The organism is Bacillus chungangensis (assembly GCF_030812995.1).
GTDB lineage: Bacteria > Bacillota > Bacilli > Bacillales > Bacillaceae_C > Bacillus_CF > Bacillus_CF chungangensis.
Window position 1 is genome coordinate 114,219 of the sequence record NZ_JAUSTT010000009.1, and the last position, 16,169, is coordinate 130,387.

At 37.6% G+C, this 16,169-nt stretch carries 33 protein-coding genes; 3 read left to right on the forward strand and 30 right to left on the reverse strand.

Features of this window, described 5'->3' with window-relative positions; all coding sequences use genetic code 11:
• Positions 1–35 precede the first annotated feature (35 nt).
• The 5 genes from J2S08_RS09195 to J2S08_RS09215 form a co-directional block, all read right to left on the reverse strand.
• Entirely contained in the window at positions 36–1,001 is a 966-nt protein-coding gene (locus J2S08_RS09195) for a hypothetical protein (protein WP_307228804.1), read from the reverse strand.
• 583 nt (positions 1,002–1,584) lie between these two features.
• A complete protein-coding gene (locus tag J2S08_RS09200) occupies positions 1,585–2,031 on the reverse strand; it encodes a sigma-70 RNA polymerase sigma factor region 4 domain-containing protein (RefSeq protein WP_307228805.1) in 447 nt (148 codons plus the stop codon).
• Between the two features lie 14 nt (positions 2,032–2,045).
• Entirely contained in the window at positions 2,046–2,204 is a 159-nt protein-coding gene (locus tag J2S08_RS09205; RefSeq protein WP_307228807.1) for a hypothetical protein, read from the reverse strand.
• Between the two features lie 91 nt (positions 2,205–2,295).
• Positions 2,296–3,120: a hypothetical protein gene (locus tag J2S08_RS09210; protein WP_307228811.1), complete on the reverse strand. Its 825-nt coding sequence runs from the start codon at positions 3,118–3,120 to the stop codon at positions 2,296–2,298.
• Positions 3,120–3,320: an XtrA/YqaO family protein gene (locus J2S08_RS09215; protein WP_307228813.1), complete on the reverse strand. Its 201-nt coding sequence runs from the start codon at positions 3,318–3,320 to the stop codon at positions 3,120–3,122. Before J2S08_RS09215 ends, J2S08_RS09210 begins: the two co-directional genes overlap by 1 nt.
• A gap of 155 nt (positions 3,321–3,475) precedes the next feature.
• Here J2S08_RS09215 and J2S08_RS09220 point away from each other — a divergent pair, with 155 nt between their 5' ends.
• Positions 3,476–3,694 carry a hypothetical protein gene (locus J2S08_RS09220; RefSeq protein ID WP_307228815.1) on the forward strand — a complete coding sequence of 73 codons (219 nt, stop codon included), beginning with the start codon at positions 3,476–3,478 and terminating at the stop codon, positions 3,692–3,694.
• A 24-nt stretch (positions 3,695–3,718) separates the two neighbouring features.
• On the opposite strand, the gene J2S08_RS09225 is transcribed toward J2S08_RS09220, so the two are convergent.
• Positions 3,719–4,222: a hypothetical protein gene (locus J2S08_RS09225; RefSeq protein WP_307228817.1), complete on the reverse strand. Its 504-nt coding sequence runs from the start codon at positions 4,220–4,222 to the stop codon at positions 3,719–3,721.
• A complete protein-coding gene (locus tag J2S08_RS09230; protein WP_307228819.1) occupies positions 4,219–4,581 on the reverse strand; it encodes a hypothetical protein in 363 nt (120 codons plus the stop codon). The genes J2S08_RS09225 and J2S08_RS09230 overlap by 4 nt, the downstream gene beginning before the upstream one ends.
• Positions 4,582–4,699: 118 nt before the next feature.
• Here J2S08_RS09230 and J2S08_RS09235 point away from each other — a divergent pair, with 118 nt between their 5' ends.
• The gene (locus tag J2S08_RS09235) at positions 4,700–5,557 is read left to right on the forward strand and encodes an ATP-dependent DNA ligase (RefSeq protein WP_307228821.1); all 858 of its coding nucleotides are present in this window, start codon (positions 4,700–4,702) and stop codon (positions 5,555–5,557) included.
• 44 nt (positions 5,558–5,601) lie between these two features.
• On the opposite strand, the gene J2S08_RS09240 is transcribed toward J2S08_RS09235, so the two are convergent.
• From J2S08_RS09240 to J2S08_RS09325, 18 genes are all read right to left on the reverse strand, one after another.
• Entirely contained in the window at positions 5,602–5,787 is a 186-nt protein-coding gene (locus J2S08_RS09240) for a hypothetical protein (protein WP_307228824.1), read from the reverse strand.
• Positions 5,768–5,965, reverse strand: a complete 198-nt coding sequence (locus J2S08_RS09245) for a hypothetical protein (RefSeq protein ID WP_307228826.1) — start codon at positions 5,963–5,965, stop codon at positions 5,768–5,770. The genes J2S08_RS09240 and J2S08_RS09245 overlap by 20 nt, the downstream gene beginning before the upstream one ends.
• Positions 5,966–5,980: 15 nt before the next feature.
• Complete coding sequence (locus tag J2S08_RS09250) at positions 5,981–6,469, reverse strand: hypothetical protein (RefSeq protein WP_307228828.1); 489 nt, start codon at positions 6,467–6,469, stop codon at positions 5,981–5,983.
• Between the two features lie 225 nt (positions 6,470–6,694).
• Positions 6,695–7,402, reverse strand: coding sequence for a hypothetical protein (locus tag J2S08_RS09255; protein WP_307228830.1), 708 nt, complete (start codon positions 7,400–7,402; stop codon positions 6,695–6,697).
• 26 nt (positions 7,403–7,428) lie between these two features.
• Positions 7,429–7,791, reverse strand: a complete 363-nt coding sequence (locus J2S08_RS09260) for a replication terminator protein (RefSeq protein WP_307228832.1) — start codon at positions 7,789–7,791, stop codon at positions 7,429–7,431.
• A gap of 3 nt (positions 7,792–7,794) precedes the next feature.
• Positions 7,795–8,319 (reverse strand): Holliday junction resolvase RecU, encoded by a 525-nt coding sequence (locus J2S08_RS09265; protein WP_307228834.1) that lies wholly within the window; start codon positions 8,317–8,319, stop codon positions 7,795–7,797.
• Between the two features lie 5 nt (positions 8,320–8,324).
• Positions 8,325–8,501, reverse strand: coding sequence for a Fur-regulated basic protein FbpA (gene fbpA / locus J2S08_RS09270; protein WP_307228836.1), 177 nt, complete (start codon positions 8,499–8,501; stop codon positions 8,325–8,327).
• Positions 8,501–8,677, reverse strand: a complete 177-nt coding sequence (locus J2S08_RS09275) for a hypothetical protein (protein WP_307228838.1) — start codon at positions 8,675–8,677, stop codon at positions 8,501–8,503. Before J2S08_RS09275 ends, fbpA begins: the two co-directional genes overlap by 1 nt.
• Positions 8,674–10,008, reverse strand: a complete 1,335-nt coding sequence (dnaB, locus tag J2S08_RS09280) for a replicative DNA helicase (RefSeq protein ID WP_307228840.1) — start codon at positions 10,006–10,008, stop codon at positions 8,674–8,676. The genes J2S08_RS09275 and dnaB overlap by 4 nt, the downstream gene beginning before the upstream one ends.
• Entirely contained in the window at positions 9,953–10,267 is a 315-nt protein-coding gene (locus J2S08_RS09285; protein ID WP_307228842.1) for a replicative helicase loader/inhibitor, read from the reverse strand. The genes dnaB and J2S08_RS09285 overlap by 56 nt, the downstream gene beginning before the upstream one ends.
• Positions 10,264–10,983 (reverse strand): DnaD domain-containing protein, encoded by a 720-nt coding sequence (locus J2S08_RS09290; RefSeq protein WP_307228843.1) that lies wholly within the window; start codon positions 10,981–10,983, stop codon positions 10,264–10,266. The genes J2S08_RS09285 and J2S08_RS09290 overlap by 4 nt, the downstream gene beginning before the upstream one ends.
• Positions 10,984–11,099: 116 nt before the next feature.
• Positions 11,100–11,600: an HNH endonuclease gene (locus tag J2S08_RS09295; RefSeq protein WP_307228845.1), complete on the reverse strand. Its 501-nt coding sequence runs from the start codon at positions 11,598–11,600 to the stop codon at positions 11,100–11,102.
• A gap of 71 nt (positions 11,601–11,671) precedes the next feature.
• On the reverse strand, positions 11,672–12,478 hold the full coding sequence (locus J2S08_RS09300; RefSeq protein WP_307228846.1) for a PD-(D/E)XK nuclease-like domain-containing protein: 807 nt from the start codon (positions 12,476–12,478) through the stop codon (positions 11,672–11,674).
• Positions 12,429–13,325 carry a hypothetical protein gene (locus tag J2S08_RS09305; protein WP_307228848.1) on the reverse strand — a complete coding sequence of 299 codons (897 nt, stop codon included), beginning with the start codon at positions 13,323–13,325 and terminating at the stop codon, positions 12,429–12,431. Before J2S08_RS09305 ends, J2S08_RS09300 begins: the two co-directional genes overlap by 50 nt.
• On the reverse strand, positions 13,300–13,497 hold the full coding sequence (locus J2S08_RS09310; RefSeq protein ID WP_307228850.1) for a hypothetical protein: 198 nt from the start codon (positions 13,495–13,497) through the stop codon (positions 13,300–13,302). The genes J2S08_RS09305 and J2S08_RS09310 overlap by 26 nt, the downstream gene beginning before the upstream one ends.
• 89 nt (positions 13,498–13,586) lie before the next feature.
• Positions 13,587–13,973, reverse strand: coding sequence for a YopX family protein (locus J2S08_RS09315; RefSeq protein ID WP_307228852.1), 387 nt, complete (start codon positions 13,971–13,973; stop codon positions 13,587–13,589).
• Positions 13,974–13,984: 11 nt separating this feature from the next.
• On the reverse strand, positions 13,985–14,200 hold the full coding sequence (locus J2S08_RS09320) for a YqaI family protein (RefSeq protein WP_307228854.1): 216 nt from the start codon (positions 14,198–14,200) through the stop codon (positions 13,985–13,987).
• Between the two features lie 12 nt (positions 14,201–14,212).
• Complete coding sequence (locus J2S08_RS09325; RefSeq protein ID WP_307228856.1) at positions 14,213–14,470, reverse strand: DNA-entry nuclease; 258 nt, start codon at positions 14,468–14,470, stop codon at positions 14,213–14,215.
• Positions 14,471–14,544: 74 nt separating this feature from the next.
• On the opposite strand from J2S08_RS09325, the gene J2S08_RS09330 reads away from it, so the two are divergent.
• On the forward strand, positions 14,545–14,757 hold the full coding sequence (locus tag J2S08_RS09330; protein ID WP_307228858.1) for a hypothetical protein: 213 nt from the start codon (positions 14,545–14,547) through the stop codon (positions 14,755–14,757).
• Here J2S08_RS09330 and J2S08_RS09335 read toward each other — a convergent pair.
• The 5 genes from J2S08_RS09335 to J2S08_RS09355 form a co-directional block, all read right to left on the reverse strand.
• Positions 14,723–14,923: a hypothetical protein gene (locus tag J2S08_RS09335; RefSeq protein WP_307228860.1), complete on the reverse strand. Its 201-nt coding sequence runs from the start codon at positions 14,921–14,923 to the stop codon at positions 14,723–14,725. The two genes, J2S08_RS09330 and J2S08_RS09335, sit on opposite strands and share 35 nt — an antisense overlap.
• 159 nt (positions 14,924–15,082) lie before the next feature.
• Positions 15,083–15,235, reverse strand: a complete 153-nt coding sequence (locus tag J2S08_RS09340; protein ID WP_307228862.1) for a hypothetical protein — start codon at positions 15,233–15,235, stop codon at positions 15,083–15,085.
• 18 nt (positions 15,236–15,253) lie between these two features.
• The gene (locus J2S08_RS09345; protein WP_307228864.1) at positions 15,254–15,580 is read right to left on the reverse strand and encodes a hypothetical protein; all 327 of its coding nucleotides are present in this window, start codon (positions 15,578–15,580) and stop codon (positions 15,254–15,256) included.
• A 6-nt stretch (positions 15,581–15,586) separates the two neighbouring features.
• Entirely contained in the window at positions 15,587–15,847 is a 261-nt protein-coding gene (locus J2S08_RS09350) for a hypothetical protein (RefSeq protein ID WP_307228866.1), read from the reverse strand.
• A complete protein-coding gene (locus J2S08_RS09355; RefSeq protein ID WP_307228868.1) occupies positions 15,826–16,116 on the reverse strand; it encodes a helix-turn-helix domain-containing protein in 291 nt (96 codons plus the stop codon). The genes J2S08_RS09350 and J2S08_RS09355 overlap by 22 nt, the downstream gene beginning before the upstream one ends.
• Positions 16,117–16,169 lie beyond the last annotated feature (53 nt).

Genomic DNA, 16,169 nt, shown 5'->3' on the forward strand with positions numbered 1-16,169 from the left:
ATGCTTAGTTTTTACTACTATTTGATAAAAAATGTTTACTCTTTACTTCGCTTTTCTACAATTTGAGTTAACTCCTCATCACTTAAACGATTGCTACGTGTACCTCTTAATGTGTGATTGATCGCCCTACGAAATTGATCTATTAAAGCAGAGTTTTCTTTTGAGATTTTTATTGCATACTCTTTGCGCGTTAAATTTTTATCAGTAATTTCTTTTTCAATTAAAACCTCATTACTAGGTGGATATGGTATAATTTTTTTGTGTACCTTCACATATTTTTTTCTTACTAATTCTGTATCTTTATCCATATGATAGTTTTTTCTCCAAGAAAAAACAACAGTTGTAAGATATTCTTCTACAGTATATAAATACTTTTGTACTACTATTGATTTAGGGACTAAAAGTAATGGTGATCCATTTTCCATTAATGCCCTCTGACTAACTTGCTTCCAATTCAACGCCTCTAAATCCCAAGCAACACCCATATCAATAGGTTCTTCTGTTAATTCTAAACCATAAATATTGCTTTGTTTAATTGTGTACTCAGCCAGCTTTTCTCTTAATAAATTTGTTACTAAATCTGACATCCTATCTTCGGCAAAGTCTTTAACGTAGATAGTCAAATCACTATAATCATTAATTAAATCATCTCTTAAAAGTCCCTGATCGGTAATATGATTAAAAATTTCTATTAATTTTTGAGGAGAGGTGCCTTTCCCTTGTGGATTACCTTGAGATACCCCTAGTTTTGTTTCATTTGGTTCGTGTGCATTTATTAACAAAGCTTCTGCTTTTTCTTTTTCACCTGCTCTATACAAGGTAAAAACTCTCTCAAAAAAACTATTAATAATCCTTGTCGATTCCTTAAACCACTCTCCTTCTTGCACTTCAATCTGAGATGGATCTATATAAAGCGGTACATCTTTGTCTATAAGCCCATCCAAAAAATCTAAATCGCTTTGAGTTACATCCTCCAATTCAAAATACTCACTAAATTTCATTTTTATCTCTCCCTTCCGACTACTTATTTCGACAAAAAGGACTATTTACCTACTTAAATCGTTCGACAATTAACGACAAAACAAATTTCACTATTCTTCCTTCATGTCCATTTCTATTAAAAATTTGCACTTTGGACAACGACAAGATAGTTTGTATATTTTTTTCTTTGGATTTAGTGTCGTAGCTATTTGAGCTATGATCCCCGGTAACGAAAATATAATAGCCATAACTGAAACTTGATTAATAAGTGTAGTATTTGTTATTAACTTATTATCAATAAATAAAAGAAATACAATAAAGGTGTAAGCAATTATAATAATTGCTGGGCACACCCTAAAAAATAAATTGAAAACTTTTTTGGTTTTCTCCCACATAAATATCATCCCCTTGTTCTGAAATACGGATGTATGTAACAAAAGGATTCGTTATTAGTAGAGTAGTCAAAAGTCATCACAAGGATGACACTATTACCTTCCCCTTACTATATGGTGGCTTTAGTACGACAAAACACCGTAAGGTGGATAAATAAGCGTAATTTAATTTTTGGCCAAGCAACTTAACCGCGCCGACCTCCCTCCCATTTTACCCGCAATTTTTTTCCTTTTGCAAAATAGCTGTAATTTGTCTACTTTGTCTCATTTGTCGCACGATATCCATTTTTTGTCTTTGGACAAAGTCCTTTGATACATTAAGGTGTACCGCTATCTGTCTGTATGTCATTTCGTCTAGCAAGCAGTCGTAAATGATCTTTTGCCTTTCATCTTTGAATATATCTACAGCTGATTCTAGCGCATATACATACCTTTGGTACGTCTCTAATCGTTCAATCTGACGTTTCTCCCTCAAATCCATAGCATTTAATTCAGCAGCACTTTTCCCAGGACTCCCCTTTGGCATTACAGCTTCAATTCCATATTGAGCAACTCCCCATTTAATCATTGGAATTGTTGATCCGTATATAATCCTTTGTAATCTTGCAATCTCTTTTTTCATCCAGTTATAATCCTTGATCAATTGCGAAATATCCACGTCTTATCCCCTCCTTAATTTTTTTGTCGAAATGCTCCCCTGCGCCTTCGATATATCGGCATATTCATCCCCATGAGGTCTTTGATCTCAGATTCCGATAGAACCTCCCTGCGGCGTTCCTGCTGCTTCCTGTTAGCCTTCTTTGATTGCTCCAGCTTCTTTGATGTATTCACATGATCACTCCTTTCTGTGGCAAATAAAAAAGGACACAAACCAAGAGCATTTTGCTCTCAATCTGTGTCCTCCAGTGGGCTGGTAGAACATTTATACACTATTTTTACTACTACTCCTATTTTTCTTAGCTTCTATTTCTGTTATTGATATTTCAATTATTTCATTAATGAGTTTTAGCAATCGTTTATTCCTAGTAAACACATTCCATAAAAACGCAAGGAAAATGAACATGATAAAAAAATTAGTAGTATAATTAATCGTAGTTGTTATGTGAGATGATGTAACTCCTCCTTCAGAACCATTAATTATATTTTTTATAGTACTTATAAATGTCTTTGAGGACGTTGCTTTATTTAGTGTAGATGTAAAAACAGGAATAAGTATTCCTATACTTACTTTATTAAACTTTTCAAATATATTGTTAGATATGTTTCTTTCAATATATATTCTAAGCAACTTAAGGTTACTAATATTACCTGAACAAGCCTTTTTAATCTTCTTTTTTATTGAATTAAGATTCTTAATTGGATCGTCTAAATTAGTTTCTGCAAGTATCTGATAAAAAAACCTTTCATCTATCCCCACACCTGCAGACCACCTATATAGATTTATGTTCTGAATACTACTTGAAGGTTTTGATAAACGTTTATTTTCGAAATAACAATTTATATTCCACATGAGGTTCAGTAAGTCAGTAGTCAAAATGATAATTATAACTGATGCTGATAAAGCAATGGCTATATCAGTAGTGGCATCATACAGGGCAATAAGCCAAAAAATTATTAATATAAATCCAAGTACAATAGCCCATTTTAATAAGTAGAGTAATATCTTCTTTTTCCATTTTATCCAACTAAATAAGTCAAACAATTTTTGTTTTATAAACTGCAGAAACCGACAAAATTTTCCCTCCACTAAAAATCTTCCCCTTCATCGAACTTCACCCTTTTTACTTTCCCTTGATGCGTCACTACCCTTGTTTCTCCATGAGTAGGCAACTCTGTTAAACGGGCTTTTCCTTCTGACACCACCACGACAAAGGGCCTGTTAAATTTAGTTGTATCTATATCTATTTTACCATTTTGTGAATCTATTTCCAATGGTTGCAATCTCATAGAGTATCCCCTCCCGGATGTGGTATAATTAAGTATCCAGTTTAATCATAGCCGTCCGAGAGGGCGGTTTTTTATTTCTCGCAAATTCTGAAATTCTCATAACTCTTCCCTTCCTTTTGAAATCAGCTTATATTAGCGTCAAGGAGGGGATTTTGGTGAAAATCAAACGCCGTTTGCATAAAAGTGAACTTGAAGACATTAATTACAAGATAGACAGACTCCAAGAGCATTTAACTGAATTAAAGAAAGTGCTCCAGAAGTCGGATTTCTCAATCGAAGACGTTCGCGATGAGATGGTCCCTATTATGGCTTGGCCTTACCGAATTAAAGAGTCTCTTGAAAAGTCAATTTCCAGCATCGGAAAAGAAATGTGATGCTGCATGGTAAGTGTCTGCCACTCACGTAGATGGTGGTTGATGGTAGACGCTACCTTTTCCCTCTACCTCCAACACCTTTTGTATTTGCTCAATTGCCTCTTCACAATCTATGGTGCAATCATCACCTAATCCAAGTTCAGTATCGTTAATCAGTCCTCTGATCACGTCAAATTTCTCCTGAGAATGTTGATACTGTTTTGCCCAACCTGCGATGGCTTCTTTTTGTAGTTGTAGGTCTTTCTTCAATTTTTCAATTTCCTGCCGATGTTGTTCGGTTATTTCTTCTGCTGTCTTAAGGAGCCTGCTGTAATCTTCCTTTGCTCCCTTTAATTCCATTTTAGTTTCATCAAGAACACCCCTTTGAAATTGAATGAAATTATTAAGTTGTTCAATTCCCTTCTGCTGTTCCTCTACTCGTTCATCTTGCAGAAGATGTTCATCGACAAAGTTCGATAATTCTATTCTGTTGTCCAGCAAATCATCTACTATTTGGTCTATCTTTTTCAAATATTCTTGATCAGTCATTTTAACTCCCCTTTCAAAGACTCCTGTAACTCGAATAGTTTAGTATATACATCACCATGAGCACGTTCATGAATCATAGCCTGCCATTCAGCTTTTTTTCTCTTGCGCCTTTCAGTTTTCAACCAACTTTTCACTTTGGCTAATTTATCGCCTTTTTCTTTTAGCCTATTTTTTAAATCTTGCTCACGATCTATTAATTGCTCTACAGTGGATGTGAGCCAGTCAATGTGATTATTAAGATACAAATCTATAATTTTTTCGTTGATTGTCTCAACATCTTCTCGTTTGCCCTCTTCTATTTTTTCTTTTATTTCACAAAGTAATTCTTTTATCTCTTCCAGCCGTTCCTGATCATTCATTCCTCTTCCTCCAATAACTTAGCTTCTTTAACCGTTCCTTTTTTTAACTATATTGCCGATAATCTGCCATTTAAGAAAAGTACTAAACTGTTAAAATTGAAAGTGGAGGTTATTCATCATGATATTTTCAACCATTAAACCTATGCTTGTACAACCCGCATACAAAATCCCTGTCCATGAGAATTACATCCATCAGATAAAATTGGATGGTCATAGAGCTTTGTTACATTATTACAATGGACAGATAAGGATTTACACTCGTCATGGCAACGAAGTTACTTATAAGTACCCCGAGTTACAATCTATTCAATTACCTGTCTCCAACTGCATCTTAGATGGAGAATTGGTCTCCTTTGACTCTGACAATAAACCTTGCTTTGACAGTCTAATGACTCGTTTCAGAGCAACTAAATCGGACAAGATTAAAGAGCTAAAAGGCATGCTACCTGTTCATTTTTCGGCCTTCGATATTTTGTTTTTTAATAATGAATCTTTAGTTAACAAGCTATTAATTGATCGCCTAGAAATACTTGACAACATAGTCACAAACACGCCTTACATTTCCACATGCCCTACATACTCAGATGGCCAAGAATTATTTAAAAGTGTAAAATCGATTGGCCTCGAAGGTATAGTATCTAAAAATTTATATAAGACTTATAAAATGGACGCCCGGCCGATTGATACCTTTTTAAAAATCAAGAACTACCAATATGCGACTGTCAAAATCGCTGCCATTCGAAAACAAAAGTTTGGTTGGTTGATGTTTGGCCTAGACAATCGTTATAAAGGCGTTCTGGAATTTGTACCTCCTAACGAAAGAAGAGCTTTTTATCAAATATCTAAGCAGCTGATCGCCGGTGAGGATAAAGACTATATCTACCTTGATCCCCTAATAAGCTGCGAAGTTAAATACCAATGTTTAAGCAAAAAGGGCTATATGCGTAGTGCTAGTTTTCAAAAGTTTATTGTTTAATTTGTTAAAAACAACTCTAAATTCTACTAAGGAGGATTCTCACCTTAATTGCTTTGTTTCCTCCTCTCAAGCTCTTCCTGTACAAGCCCAATTATTCTTTTTTGTTTCTCAATGTATGCAGAGACTGGCTCGTCACTCATGCCGATGTGAGAACCTAACCTAGCATTTGCATCTTCTACGACGAGCAGCAGCCCTTCTGTAGATAGGTTCTTAATACCACTTTCCAACATTCAACAAACCTCTTTTCCCCATATCAATGATCAGTACAGATACTTCGTCTGGATCACGATTTAATTCATTGCTGATAGTCCAAACATTTGACTTTAAGAATAGCTGCTTCACGATTTGTACTTCTTTACCTCTGAATATCAGGTTCATATTTTCGCCTGCTATATAAATATCACTCATTGCCGTTCCTCCTAACTAAAAACTAAACAATGTCAATTGCTCAAATTTCTCTATTTTCGGGGGTTCACTTTCAACCTTTTCATGTATGGAATCACACTTTCTGTGGTCACTTGTTTCTCGAAAGTTTTCAAACCAATGGAGAGGAAAACAACCTCTGTATTTTTTAAATTCTGGATCATTGTAGAAATGACAGTGCGTCTTACTTCGTCTTATAAAGTACTCTTGCAATTTAACGTTTTTATATCCTTCCTGCCGCCATATTAGTCTAGCTTTGTAGACCTTTCCCTTATCCAACTCAGGAATCACTAGAGCAGGTTCAGGCGGCCATTCTTCCTCTTCGATGACTCGAAACCTGCGGGCTTGGAAAATTCCCATGTGCGAGCCTTCAGACGGAAAGCGCGATGCATAATAATAGTTAGATCCGTTCGGAAAAAGGTAATATTTTTCCCCAGGAATTAGCCCTGTAGGATTATTATCAATTTCAAGATAGATTCCTTGTAGCATCCTAAAGCCTCCCCTATCTAGCAATCCCTCAATCTTGGAATAACTTCTCCCCCAAATCTCGCACAATCGTACCCAACCCTTGTACTGCAACGCCTGTATTGTCTGCAAAAAGTGCGACAGGTATAATGCCTATCTTCTTTCTGCATCCACAACGGCCTATCATCAGCTATAACAACGCTCATTTCCTCACCTTCTTTTAAAGGGGCTATACAGCCCCAAATTTGATTAGGCAATAATTACAATCTTTTCACTCTGAATCTCTTTTTCTAGTGCTGCATGTAAGTAATTTTTAATATTTTGCATTGCTGTTAATTTCCATGCTCCACCGTCAGCTTCGAACAATGCACATGATGGACCTGATTGCATACGGAATATAAATTCTGATTCAGGTTGATCGACTTCAACAAATGTGCGATAAGGAGCTAACACAACAGGATTAGGAACTCTAACATTTGCAACTGTTGCTACTCCTGTCTTTGCGACAACTGCTTGGGAAACACCGTCATCTCCAACTGTATTTACAGCTTCTTCTTTAATATTTCCAACGACTTTTAACATAATGTCGCGGTCTTCATTCTTTACAAAGCAAGATTGAAGTTTGATATTAAAGTCTTCCGAATCGTACCAACGGTCAAAATTGAACGATGGAAGCATCGCATTAGCTTTTATTAAAAAATTCCTATTTAAATCACGATTGAACGAACTAAAGCAACTAACTTTCGTTGGACTTTTAACATGCATCATCAGACGTTCATTTCCGTCAAATTCCGATTGTAAGTATTCAACGAGTCCTGAAAGGCTGTGTACCTCGATAGCTTCAGTAGTTGACTCGTCCACCTTGTGCAACTTTTGAGTTGAAAAAATTTGAGTTCCAACCTCTTCTACACGTGTATTTCCTAGGCCTACAATGTATTGGATTGCTTCTTTAATCATTTTCAATTCCTCCCATTTGTTTGTTTTTATTTAAAGCTGATAATTTTTCCTTGATCGTCAGCAACTTCGCCATCTTCTGTAATGTAAGACTGTCCTTTGATTCCTGATTTCAGTTCAGCACCAGTTATTTTCCCTTTGTTGTCGAAATCCATTATGATGTTCGTTCCAATATCTTTTGCTGGAGCAAGTGTCGACTTAACTTGAATGCTTGTTCCGGCAAGGTTTCTTTCCTCATTGCCCTCCAACGTTACTGTTACAGTAAGCTTTCTTTTTTTCTTTGGATCAGTGTTTGGATCAGCTATGTTTTCAAGTACTTTCTGTAATTCTGTGTTAAATCGTTCTGCCATCGCACCATTTGCAAAGTTATTTAGATCAACAATTTTAGCCATGTTTTATGCCTCCTTTTTCAATAAATGGCTGTTAACAATTTTTAAATAATCAGCCGGTACATTACTTGTTGGAATCAACCACGCCCCTTCTCTAATACTGTTTATCGTGATCGACTTTCGACCGCCTAATCTTTGATGCTCCCAATGTCTTAAAATAAAGCCAGTTGGTACTAAGTACCTTTCATTTAGTGTTGAAAACTCAATTATGAAAAATCCAATACCACCAAGCTTTTCTACTGCTAACAGATAATAAATTTGATGTTCTTCAATATTTGACAAAGGAAAGCTGGTCTTGTTTTTGGTACTCTTTGCTTCGAAATAAATAGCTTGTCCACCCTTGATTGTTCCACCAAAATCTACAGACGATTTTTTCATAGGTGTAGCACTACTAATGCCTTTTCTCTTGTTGTAATAGGCTCTCCATGGTGTTGGTATTTTGTCTACAAGTGCTAGATTCATAGTCTTGTAGGCTTGATTAGTCCACTCCAACATTTCTTCAAGAGCCATACCTCGTTTACCGTAATTCAAAATTTTCACCCCTGTTCAATCACTTCTCTCATTACCAATTCATTCCGCAATTCGTAATAACTTAGATCATCTAAATGCCTACCGTCCCTAGCCTCGTAAACTCCCTTCATTTCAAGCTCCTGCAGCAACACTTGTTTTTTACTTTCCTGCGACAACTCTACGTATCCCCTTAATAAAGCCATTAGCTCACGTCCTTTCGTTGTTCATCCAAATATTTATCAAAGAGCATTAGTCCCTTAACCACTGAATTTTTATCAAATTTATTGACGATCTCGAGAATAAATCTTCCTCCGGTCATGACTTTCCCGGTTAATTGATGATAAGTTTTCATTCTGTTAAAAACGTCATTCGCACTCATTGAGCAACCTCCCGTCTTAGTTCTAAATCAAGGAATTGACTATATTCCTTTACGAAAGCTAACTGTATCGTTCCTACTGGCCCATTACGATGCTTGGCAAGGTTGACCTCTACGATGTTCCTATTTTCTGATTGCTTGTCATAGTAATCATCCCGATAGAGGAACATGATCAAGTCCGCATCTTGCTCGATGCTGCCTGAATCCCGTAAATCAGACATCATCGGACGCTTGTCCTGTCTTTGTTCAACTCCCCTATTTAACTGTGATAGGAGAATAACAGGGATGTTAAACTGTCTCGCCATCTGTTTTAACTGCTTGGTTATATCTCCAATGGCCAGATCATTCCGCTCAAACTTTCCAACCTGAGTAATCAGCTGTAAGTAGTCAATCACAACGATGTGTTTTTCATTCTTATGCTCTCGTTGCGTTTTACGAACCCTAGCTCGAATATCAGCTATCGTTTGTTTAGATGAATCATGAATGTTTATATGCCATTTACTGTATATTCCTATTGCTTCACTAGCTCGTTCACTATCTAGTTTGCTGAACATCCTGTATGGATTTTTCCACTTGATTCCTGAAATGTTTCCAATTGAGCTTAGCAAGCGTTGAGTAAGCTGTTTTTCCGGCATTTCGAGAGAAAAAATGTCTGCCACTCCACTGTTTTCACAACAACTTTTCACTAGATTGAGAGCGAACGCTGTTTTCCCCATCGATGGACGACCAGCGATGATGATCAAGTCTCCGCCGTTTAAGCCTCCTGTCATGTTGTTTAAATCCGTGAATCCTGTGTCAATGCCGGTCATCTCACCTTTATCGACCATCATGTCATCATAGATTTCCATAAGAACATCATTTTTCGTTCGTTCGCTTTTAATACCAATTTCTTGCATCTCAACGTATGTCTTGTAGAAATCGTCGGCCGACTCTTCTGACTGATTGTTTAAAAAAGCTGCTGCAGAAGCTACCAAGGTACGTTTTTTATATTGTTCAAATACGATGTTCTGATAAAACTCAATGTTTGTTGCTGTAGGACAAGCTAAAGCTAAGTCGGTTAAGTATGTAGTTCCTCCGATGTTTTCAATATCGCTCTTTAGCTTGTTAACCAATATCGATGGATCAATCGCTGTTCCTTCTGAAGCCAGTTCACGCATTGCTTTAAAAATCAGTTTGTTCCTGGATGAAGAAAAGTGTTCGGGTTCTAAGGTGATTTCGTGAATGATATCTGCCTCTAGCAAAACAGCACCAAGAACCATGCTTTCAGCTTCTAGTAGATCACCGTTCCCAAGGTGGCTTTGGTATAGATTTTCCTGTTCGCTTTTCGTTTTCAATACGTTCAGCCCCTTCTTGCAGCCATTGTTCATGTTGCTTCAAAAAGTCGTTTATAGGCACTTCACTAACAGATATTTCTGCTATCGCTGGCGGAAAAGGTTTTTCTTTTATGTGCTGATTAAGCCGATTCATCACCTTTTCGTAAGGCATATCAGCTAGATGTTCCAGCCAAACTTCCACCCTCTTTTCAGTTATCTCAAATCGGGAATAAGCTGCCGAAATATGTTCTAAGATGCTCATTGCTTGTTTTGGAGTCACTGTACTTCCTCCTTTAATCCCATCTTCTTGAAAATCGCGTCTAATTGAGCGAGATTATCCTGTTTTTTGTTGATAGGAGTTACTTTAGGATTCCGGGTATATTGCTGTTGAACTTTTAAGTCCGACAGTCTCCTGATATTCTTGCTGTACCAATCCTTTAAAATAGATTCACAGTATTTAAAGGTGCGTGCGTTATTTCTTAATCCCTCTTTCATAGCTTCAATCACGATCTCTTCTGATGTGTCGTCAATCCACATACCAATGGACTGAGCGATATAAGGACTAGGCATTCCAAAATTTTGTTGATAAAAAGAAAATGCGTTCATCTTCTCTTCTTCTTCTTCTCTTAAATTCTTTACATTCTTGTTTATGGTGTCAGGCTGTCGTTTTGTTCTTGTTTCCTTCGGTTCGGATTCCTTATGCATTTCTTTGTTCTGTTCGTAGTTCTTAGAATCCTGATAAACGTTGTAATTACTAATGGTTACGATTAATCCTCTTGTTGTCTTCGTTGTTTTTATCATTGGTTCTCTCGCGTTTCCTTCATTTGACGTTTCATTTGAACTTCGTAACCAGTCCAATACATTGTATATTTGGGACTTTTTAGGCCTTTCTGTTCGATATCCGACCTTATAGCTGCACTCCTCAATTAGTTCTGGAATTGATACAATTACTTGCCCTCTTTTCAAATTCTTGTATGGCTTGTGTTGTGCTTTCAAAAGAAGATACATCCAAACCTTTAAATAGATTGGTGGCTTCTCCCATATTTCACTCTCTATCATTTTTCTTGATACTAGGATGTATCCACCTGGATTTTTGGGATCACACACAAATATCACCTCTTTTTTTTATGAACTTCTCGATGGCAATCAACGCATAATGTCAATCCATTCGAAACTTCGAATCTGAGTTTTTTATACTTAGCGAATGGTTTAATATGATGAGCATTTAACTCTCCTCCCACCTGATCACAGTGTTGACAAGTGTATTTATCTCTTTCGAATACCTTTCTTCGCCACTTGCTATATTGTGGTGAGTTTCTAATATCCTGATTGGTCTGTTCCCAAGGAGCTCGTTTTCCGACCCAAATAACAACTTTTCCATCTCGTACAGACGCGTGAGCATTACAAACTCCTACACCTGAGCATCCCAAGTATTCTTTTTCTGTAACCAATTGAAGAATGTAAGAGCAATCCATGCAGTAATGAACGTTTTCTCCGGCTACCACATGAGGAAAGCCTTCGTATATTTCATCGCTGCATCTATCACATCCGTAATAACGAACCGGTGTCCAAATATCCCCATTAGGTTCTTTTTCAATGCGCAAAAGTGTCACTTTTCTACCCTCCTATTAAGGAATTCTTTTACGTTGTCCAAACTGAAGCCGTCTTTTCAAGGTTAGTTAAATTATTCATAGAGCAACGCCCCCACCTCAATCGTGTCCGTTAATCTCTTCGTCATCCTGCAATACTCACATTTTTCGCAACGTGTCGGATTTGCTTCTTTATTTTTCACTGCTAATATTCGTTCCATTTTCATTTCGATGTATTCATACTCAAAATCAAAGCGACTAGATTCGAAGTGGATAACAGCCTTATTCGGTGGGTTTTCTTTTGTAACGGCAACAATGTAGGGCGTGTATGTTTGTCCTAAATTCTCCTGCAACACTCGTCTGTACAACGCCATCTGTAGAACATAGTCCCATGCCTCCGCGAATGAAACCCAATCGCTATATTTAACCGACCAGTAACGCTTGTAAAGGTCTGGAGTCGTCTTAATGTCACTAAAAGTGTTGCGATTATGATTGATAGAATCGACTTTAATTTTCCAGTCAGCACCGAATAGATTAGCTGCATAAATTTGTTCTTTTTCCCCTTCCAATGCAAACATGGCTAGTGGATCATTTTTTAGTGTTTCAATCATTCGATCAGCAGTTTCGAAGTCTGCATATTTTCCGCCTCTTGCTTTAAAAATCGCTCCATTATATTCTTCGATAAATTTGTTAAACTCTTCTTCAGCTTCAAAAGCTGTATGAACATATTCTCCAACAAGCAAAGCATTGGAGGAGGGCCTTTTGTAAGACCCGTCCAGCTCCGCTATTGTTTTTGCCTCACATTCTTGGAAGCTCTTAAACTGTGAAACAGACATGTACTCCTTGTTTGCCTCAATCGAATGGTAATTCGCTTTGCTGAGGATCAGCTTGGTTGGTGTCATCTGCCCTCACCTCTTCTTTATCTCCAGTCTTCTTTTCTTCATTGAAGGCGTCAGCAAGCCCACTGCTGCTTTTCTTTTTGGCATCCTTATTAAACCAGTCATCAACCTTACTCATCCCATCCTTAAGAGAGTTGTATATCTTAATCAGTTCTACGTAATCGTATTCCGAGAACGATTCAGCGTTGTAACCAAATCGTTCTTCGACCATCTCCTGCGTAACACGATATTCTCCTTTAAAGATGTTCAAAGCATTTGATATACGATCTTTCAAAGGACCATTAGAATTACCTCTTAGCGTTTCCTCACATTGTTGAATCGCTTTTTCAACGATGTCACCAGGAATGACCGACAGAATACATGAACGCAATCTCCGCGCACCATCATTGGCAACTTTCTCATATATATCACGTGGATCAGTTAGCTTCTTTATACTTCCTTTGGCCTTCATGGAATGTTTCACTGTAAAAACTTTAGTTTGACGTGTATTTGTTTCCAAATCCCAAGCGTAAGCCATGACATCAGATTCACCCTCGCGCTGCTCTAATTCCTTGATACCAGAATCAATATTTCCCCAGTTTTGAGCGACAACTTCAGCTAATCTGATTGATGGACCGGAAATCTTGGCACTGCCTCGTTTATATTGATAAACAGCTGTTTCAGCTAAAGAAATACGTTTACATGAGTCCAAAATTCTTTGTTCTGCTTGAAAAACATTCCTTGGAAATTGACGAGCCATAAAAATAGCTCCTTTTACTTCTTCCATTTCACGACTACTTGTTGATTGTGCTAAAACATTTCCTTGCGGTTGGGACTGTTGATAATTAAACTGCTCGGTCAATTGGCTCATACTCTATTTCCTCCTTCAAATCAATTTCTTGTGATAGATAAACATCGATCAGATCATCGTATAATCGGCTTCCATCTAAAGATGGCTGGTATTTTTCCAAGAAATTAAATAATGGTTTGTTAATAGGATTGACAGGCTCATGAATCATTCCACGACTTGTATCGATGTACATTCCGTCTCCTCCTTGAATCATTTTCCAAAGTGCTATATAATCGAACTAACATTATTTTTTAAAGTGCTGACTCCTGTTGCTGCAGGAGTCTATTTTGTTTCCAATAGTTCAGGATTTTCGTAAATGTTACCGACTACTTCGCATGTTTGGAATCGCATTGGAAGACGGTGCATCCCAACACACCACTCTCCGTATTCGCTATACTCTACGCAGTGCCTCTCTATTTTTGACATGGACTTAAACTCGACAACATCTCCCTCATAAATCTCCTTGCCGTTCTTGTCTTTGAGTCCGGTGTATTGCATTAATTCATATGTGCCTTCTCCTTCATGCTCTGGAAGACTTCCACATCCGTTTTGAAGATTGTAATAGCATGCTTGATTATTTATAAAGGTCATGGAATCATGAATATCTTCACCGCATACATGCATCCTTTTTGTATCCTTATCAAACACACGAAACTTAACTTCTCTCATCTAAAATCCTCCTATTCTGCCGTTGTAAACTTAGCGTCATATTCTTCGTATAAAAACCTTTCAAGATTTTCACTTAAGATTGTTTCACCGTCGATTTCTACAATGTCATCACCTTCCATGATCTCTTCGCCAAAATAGTCGATACCCCAATACTTTTCTTGGTACATATCTGGATAACCGTTTCTGTTAATCTCACCGATCATTGGATGCTCGATGTCAAAGGACATTGTTAAACCCCCTCACCAATACATATTCAAGTTTCTATAGTGGTCATATTGCCCTGATTTTTTAAGTTCATTTATTTTAGCTGCACAAGTGTATTCTGTTTTCCCTAGTGCGAAAGCTAACGTTCGGATATGGTCCACTTCGTAGTATTTGCAAAGATACTCCAGTTCCGAGACAGTAAAGCGTTTCCCATGATTATGATGAAAATCTGGATGGTATTGCATTCGGCCATATTGATCTAGTTTTATTTCTTCCTGCATTTGCAGAGACATAACGATTCACCACCTTTCAATGGAGGTTTTCCTCACTTCTTGTCGAAATAGGACTATAGAAGGAGGTGTAAATATTGGAAAAGACTGATTTACCTTATTCCCAAATTCAAGCTTTCAACGCTTATGGGAGCCAAGAGGAATTGCAAAAGAAAATCAAAACTTTTCAGGATAACGGTTGGGTATTTATAGGGTCTACCCCTATCGTTGGCGCACCATTTTTGAGTGTTGGCTGGCCTAAAGAAAAAGGTGATCCTATTTACCCTGAAGAGTATCCGAAACAAGAATGAAGTAATCTGAGTAGTTTGGTAGTTCAAAGTCTCCTGCTTTGGCATTTGGCTCCCAAACGGGCTGCCAACCTTTTTCGATAAGTCTTTCGGCTTGCTCTCGTTCCTGCACGAACGTTAGTTTGTCGAATGACTTTTCGAGATTGACAGTTAACTGAGGTTGTTCCATTTACTTACCTCCTTTTTATGTATTAATGGATAATGTCCATCATAGCGGCCACAAATGGCATATCTTTAAGGGGGATTTTATGACCGCTATGACGAGCACTAGCCCGTCTTTTGTGTTATAATGTAAGTACCAAATCAAGTGCAGTGAGTAGGTTGCCGCCTAGCTCGCTGCTTTTTTGTTTTTAAGGTAAATCTGATGTCTAATCTCAATCTCTAAAGCTAGAAGCAAATCTCGATTTTCTCTAGCTTCTTTACACCTTTCTCGCACCTCTGCTGCTGTCATTAAACGGCTTGCACAGAATAGAAATTTCATTCTCTTCACCTCATTTCACTAAAATAGGTTTACATCTTCTTCAGATACCCAGTATTCTCCACCTATGACATCTGACACTTTTAAAACTACACCCGACTCATATTCATGGGCATCGATCACTGTAAAGGATCGCATAACAGTGCCTTTCGAACCGATTAAATCTAAACGTTGTTTGTAATCTTTTTCACTCCTCCAAACAATTCTTGGTTCCCAATCTTTAATGTCCAGCTTTTCCTTGCAGCTAGAGCAAAAACAATTATTTTCTATAGCCGCATACCAGACTTCTTCAGTATGATGGAAATCTTTATGACACTCGCCACAGTACTTAACAGGTGTAACCCGCATCTTTACTCACCCCATTTTGAAAATTATGTTGATGTCGCCGATTGTTAGGCCTTCAGCTAATTTTTTGATTTCGTCCTGCTGCTGTTTCTTTGTAGTAAGTCGTTGCAGTTCTTTCAATGAATGGATAGCATTTTCGAGCCATTCGCTCGCTTCTTTATAATTCCCTTCGGATGTAGCTTCTTCACTTCGCTTTATGCAATATTTATAGCAGTCCATTTGATTTTTGAATTGATGCTTGTCCTCTTTCAGAAAAATATTTTCAACCATATAAACCCTCCTAATATTTGAGTTATGTTTTGCAAGACAGTATTTACATCTACACCGCATAGTAATGCGGCCAGCGCCTCAGGAGCTTGCGTTACCTGAAACCACCTGATAACGTCGTCGAGCCTTAAAATCAACTTGTCGTTTTCAACCCTTGATACGTTGCTACGAGAAAGGTATATCTTTTCTGCGAGTTCTTCCTGACTAAGCCCCGCTAACACCCTTATTTTTTTAAAAACAGCCCCAAATTTCATAGATTTACGTTGCTTCAACTTTGCTCACCCCCTCTCAGGTGTGCAGGGTTCGCACATAATGTGCAAAGATA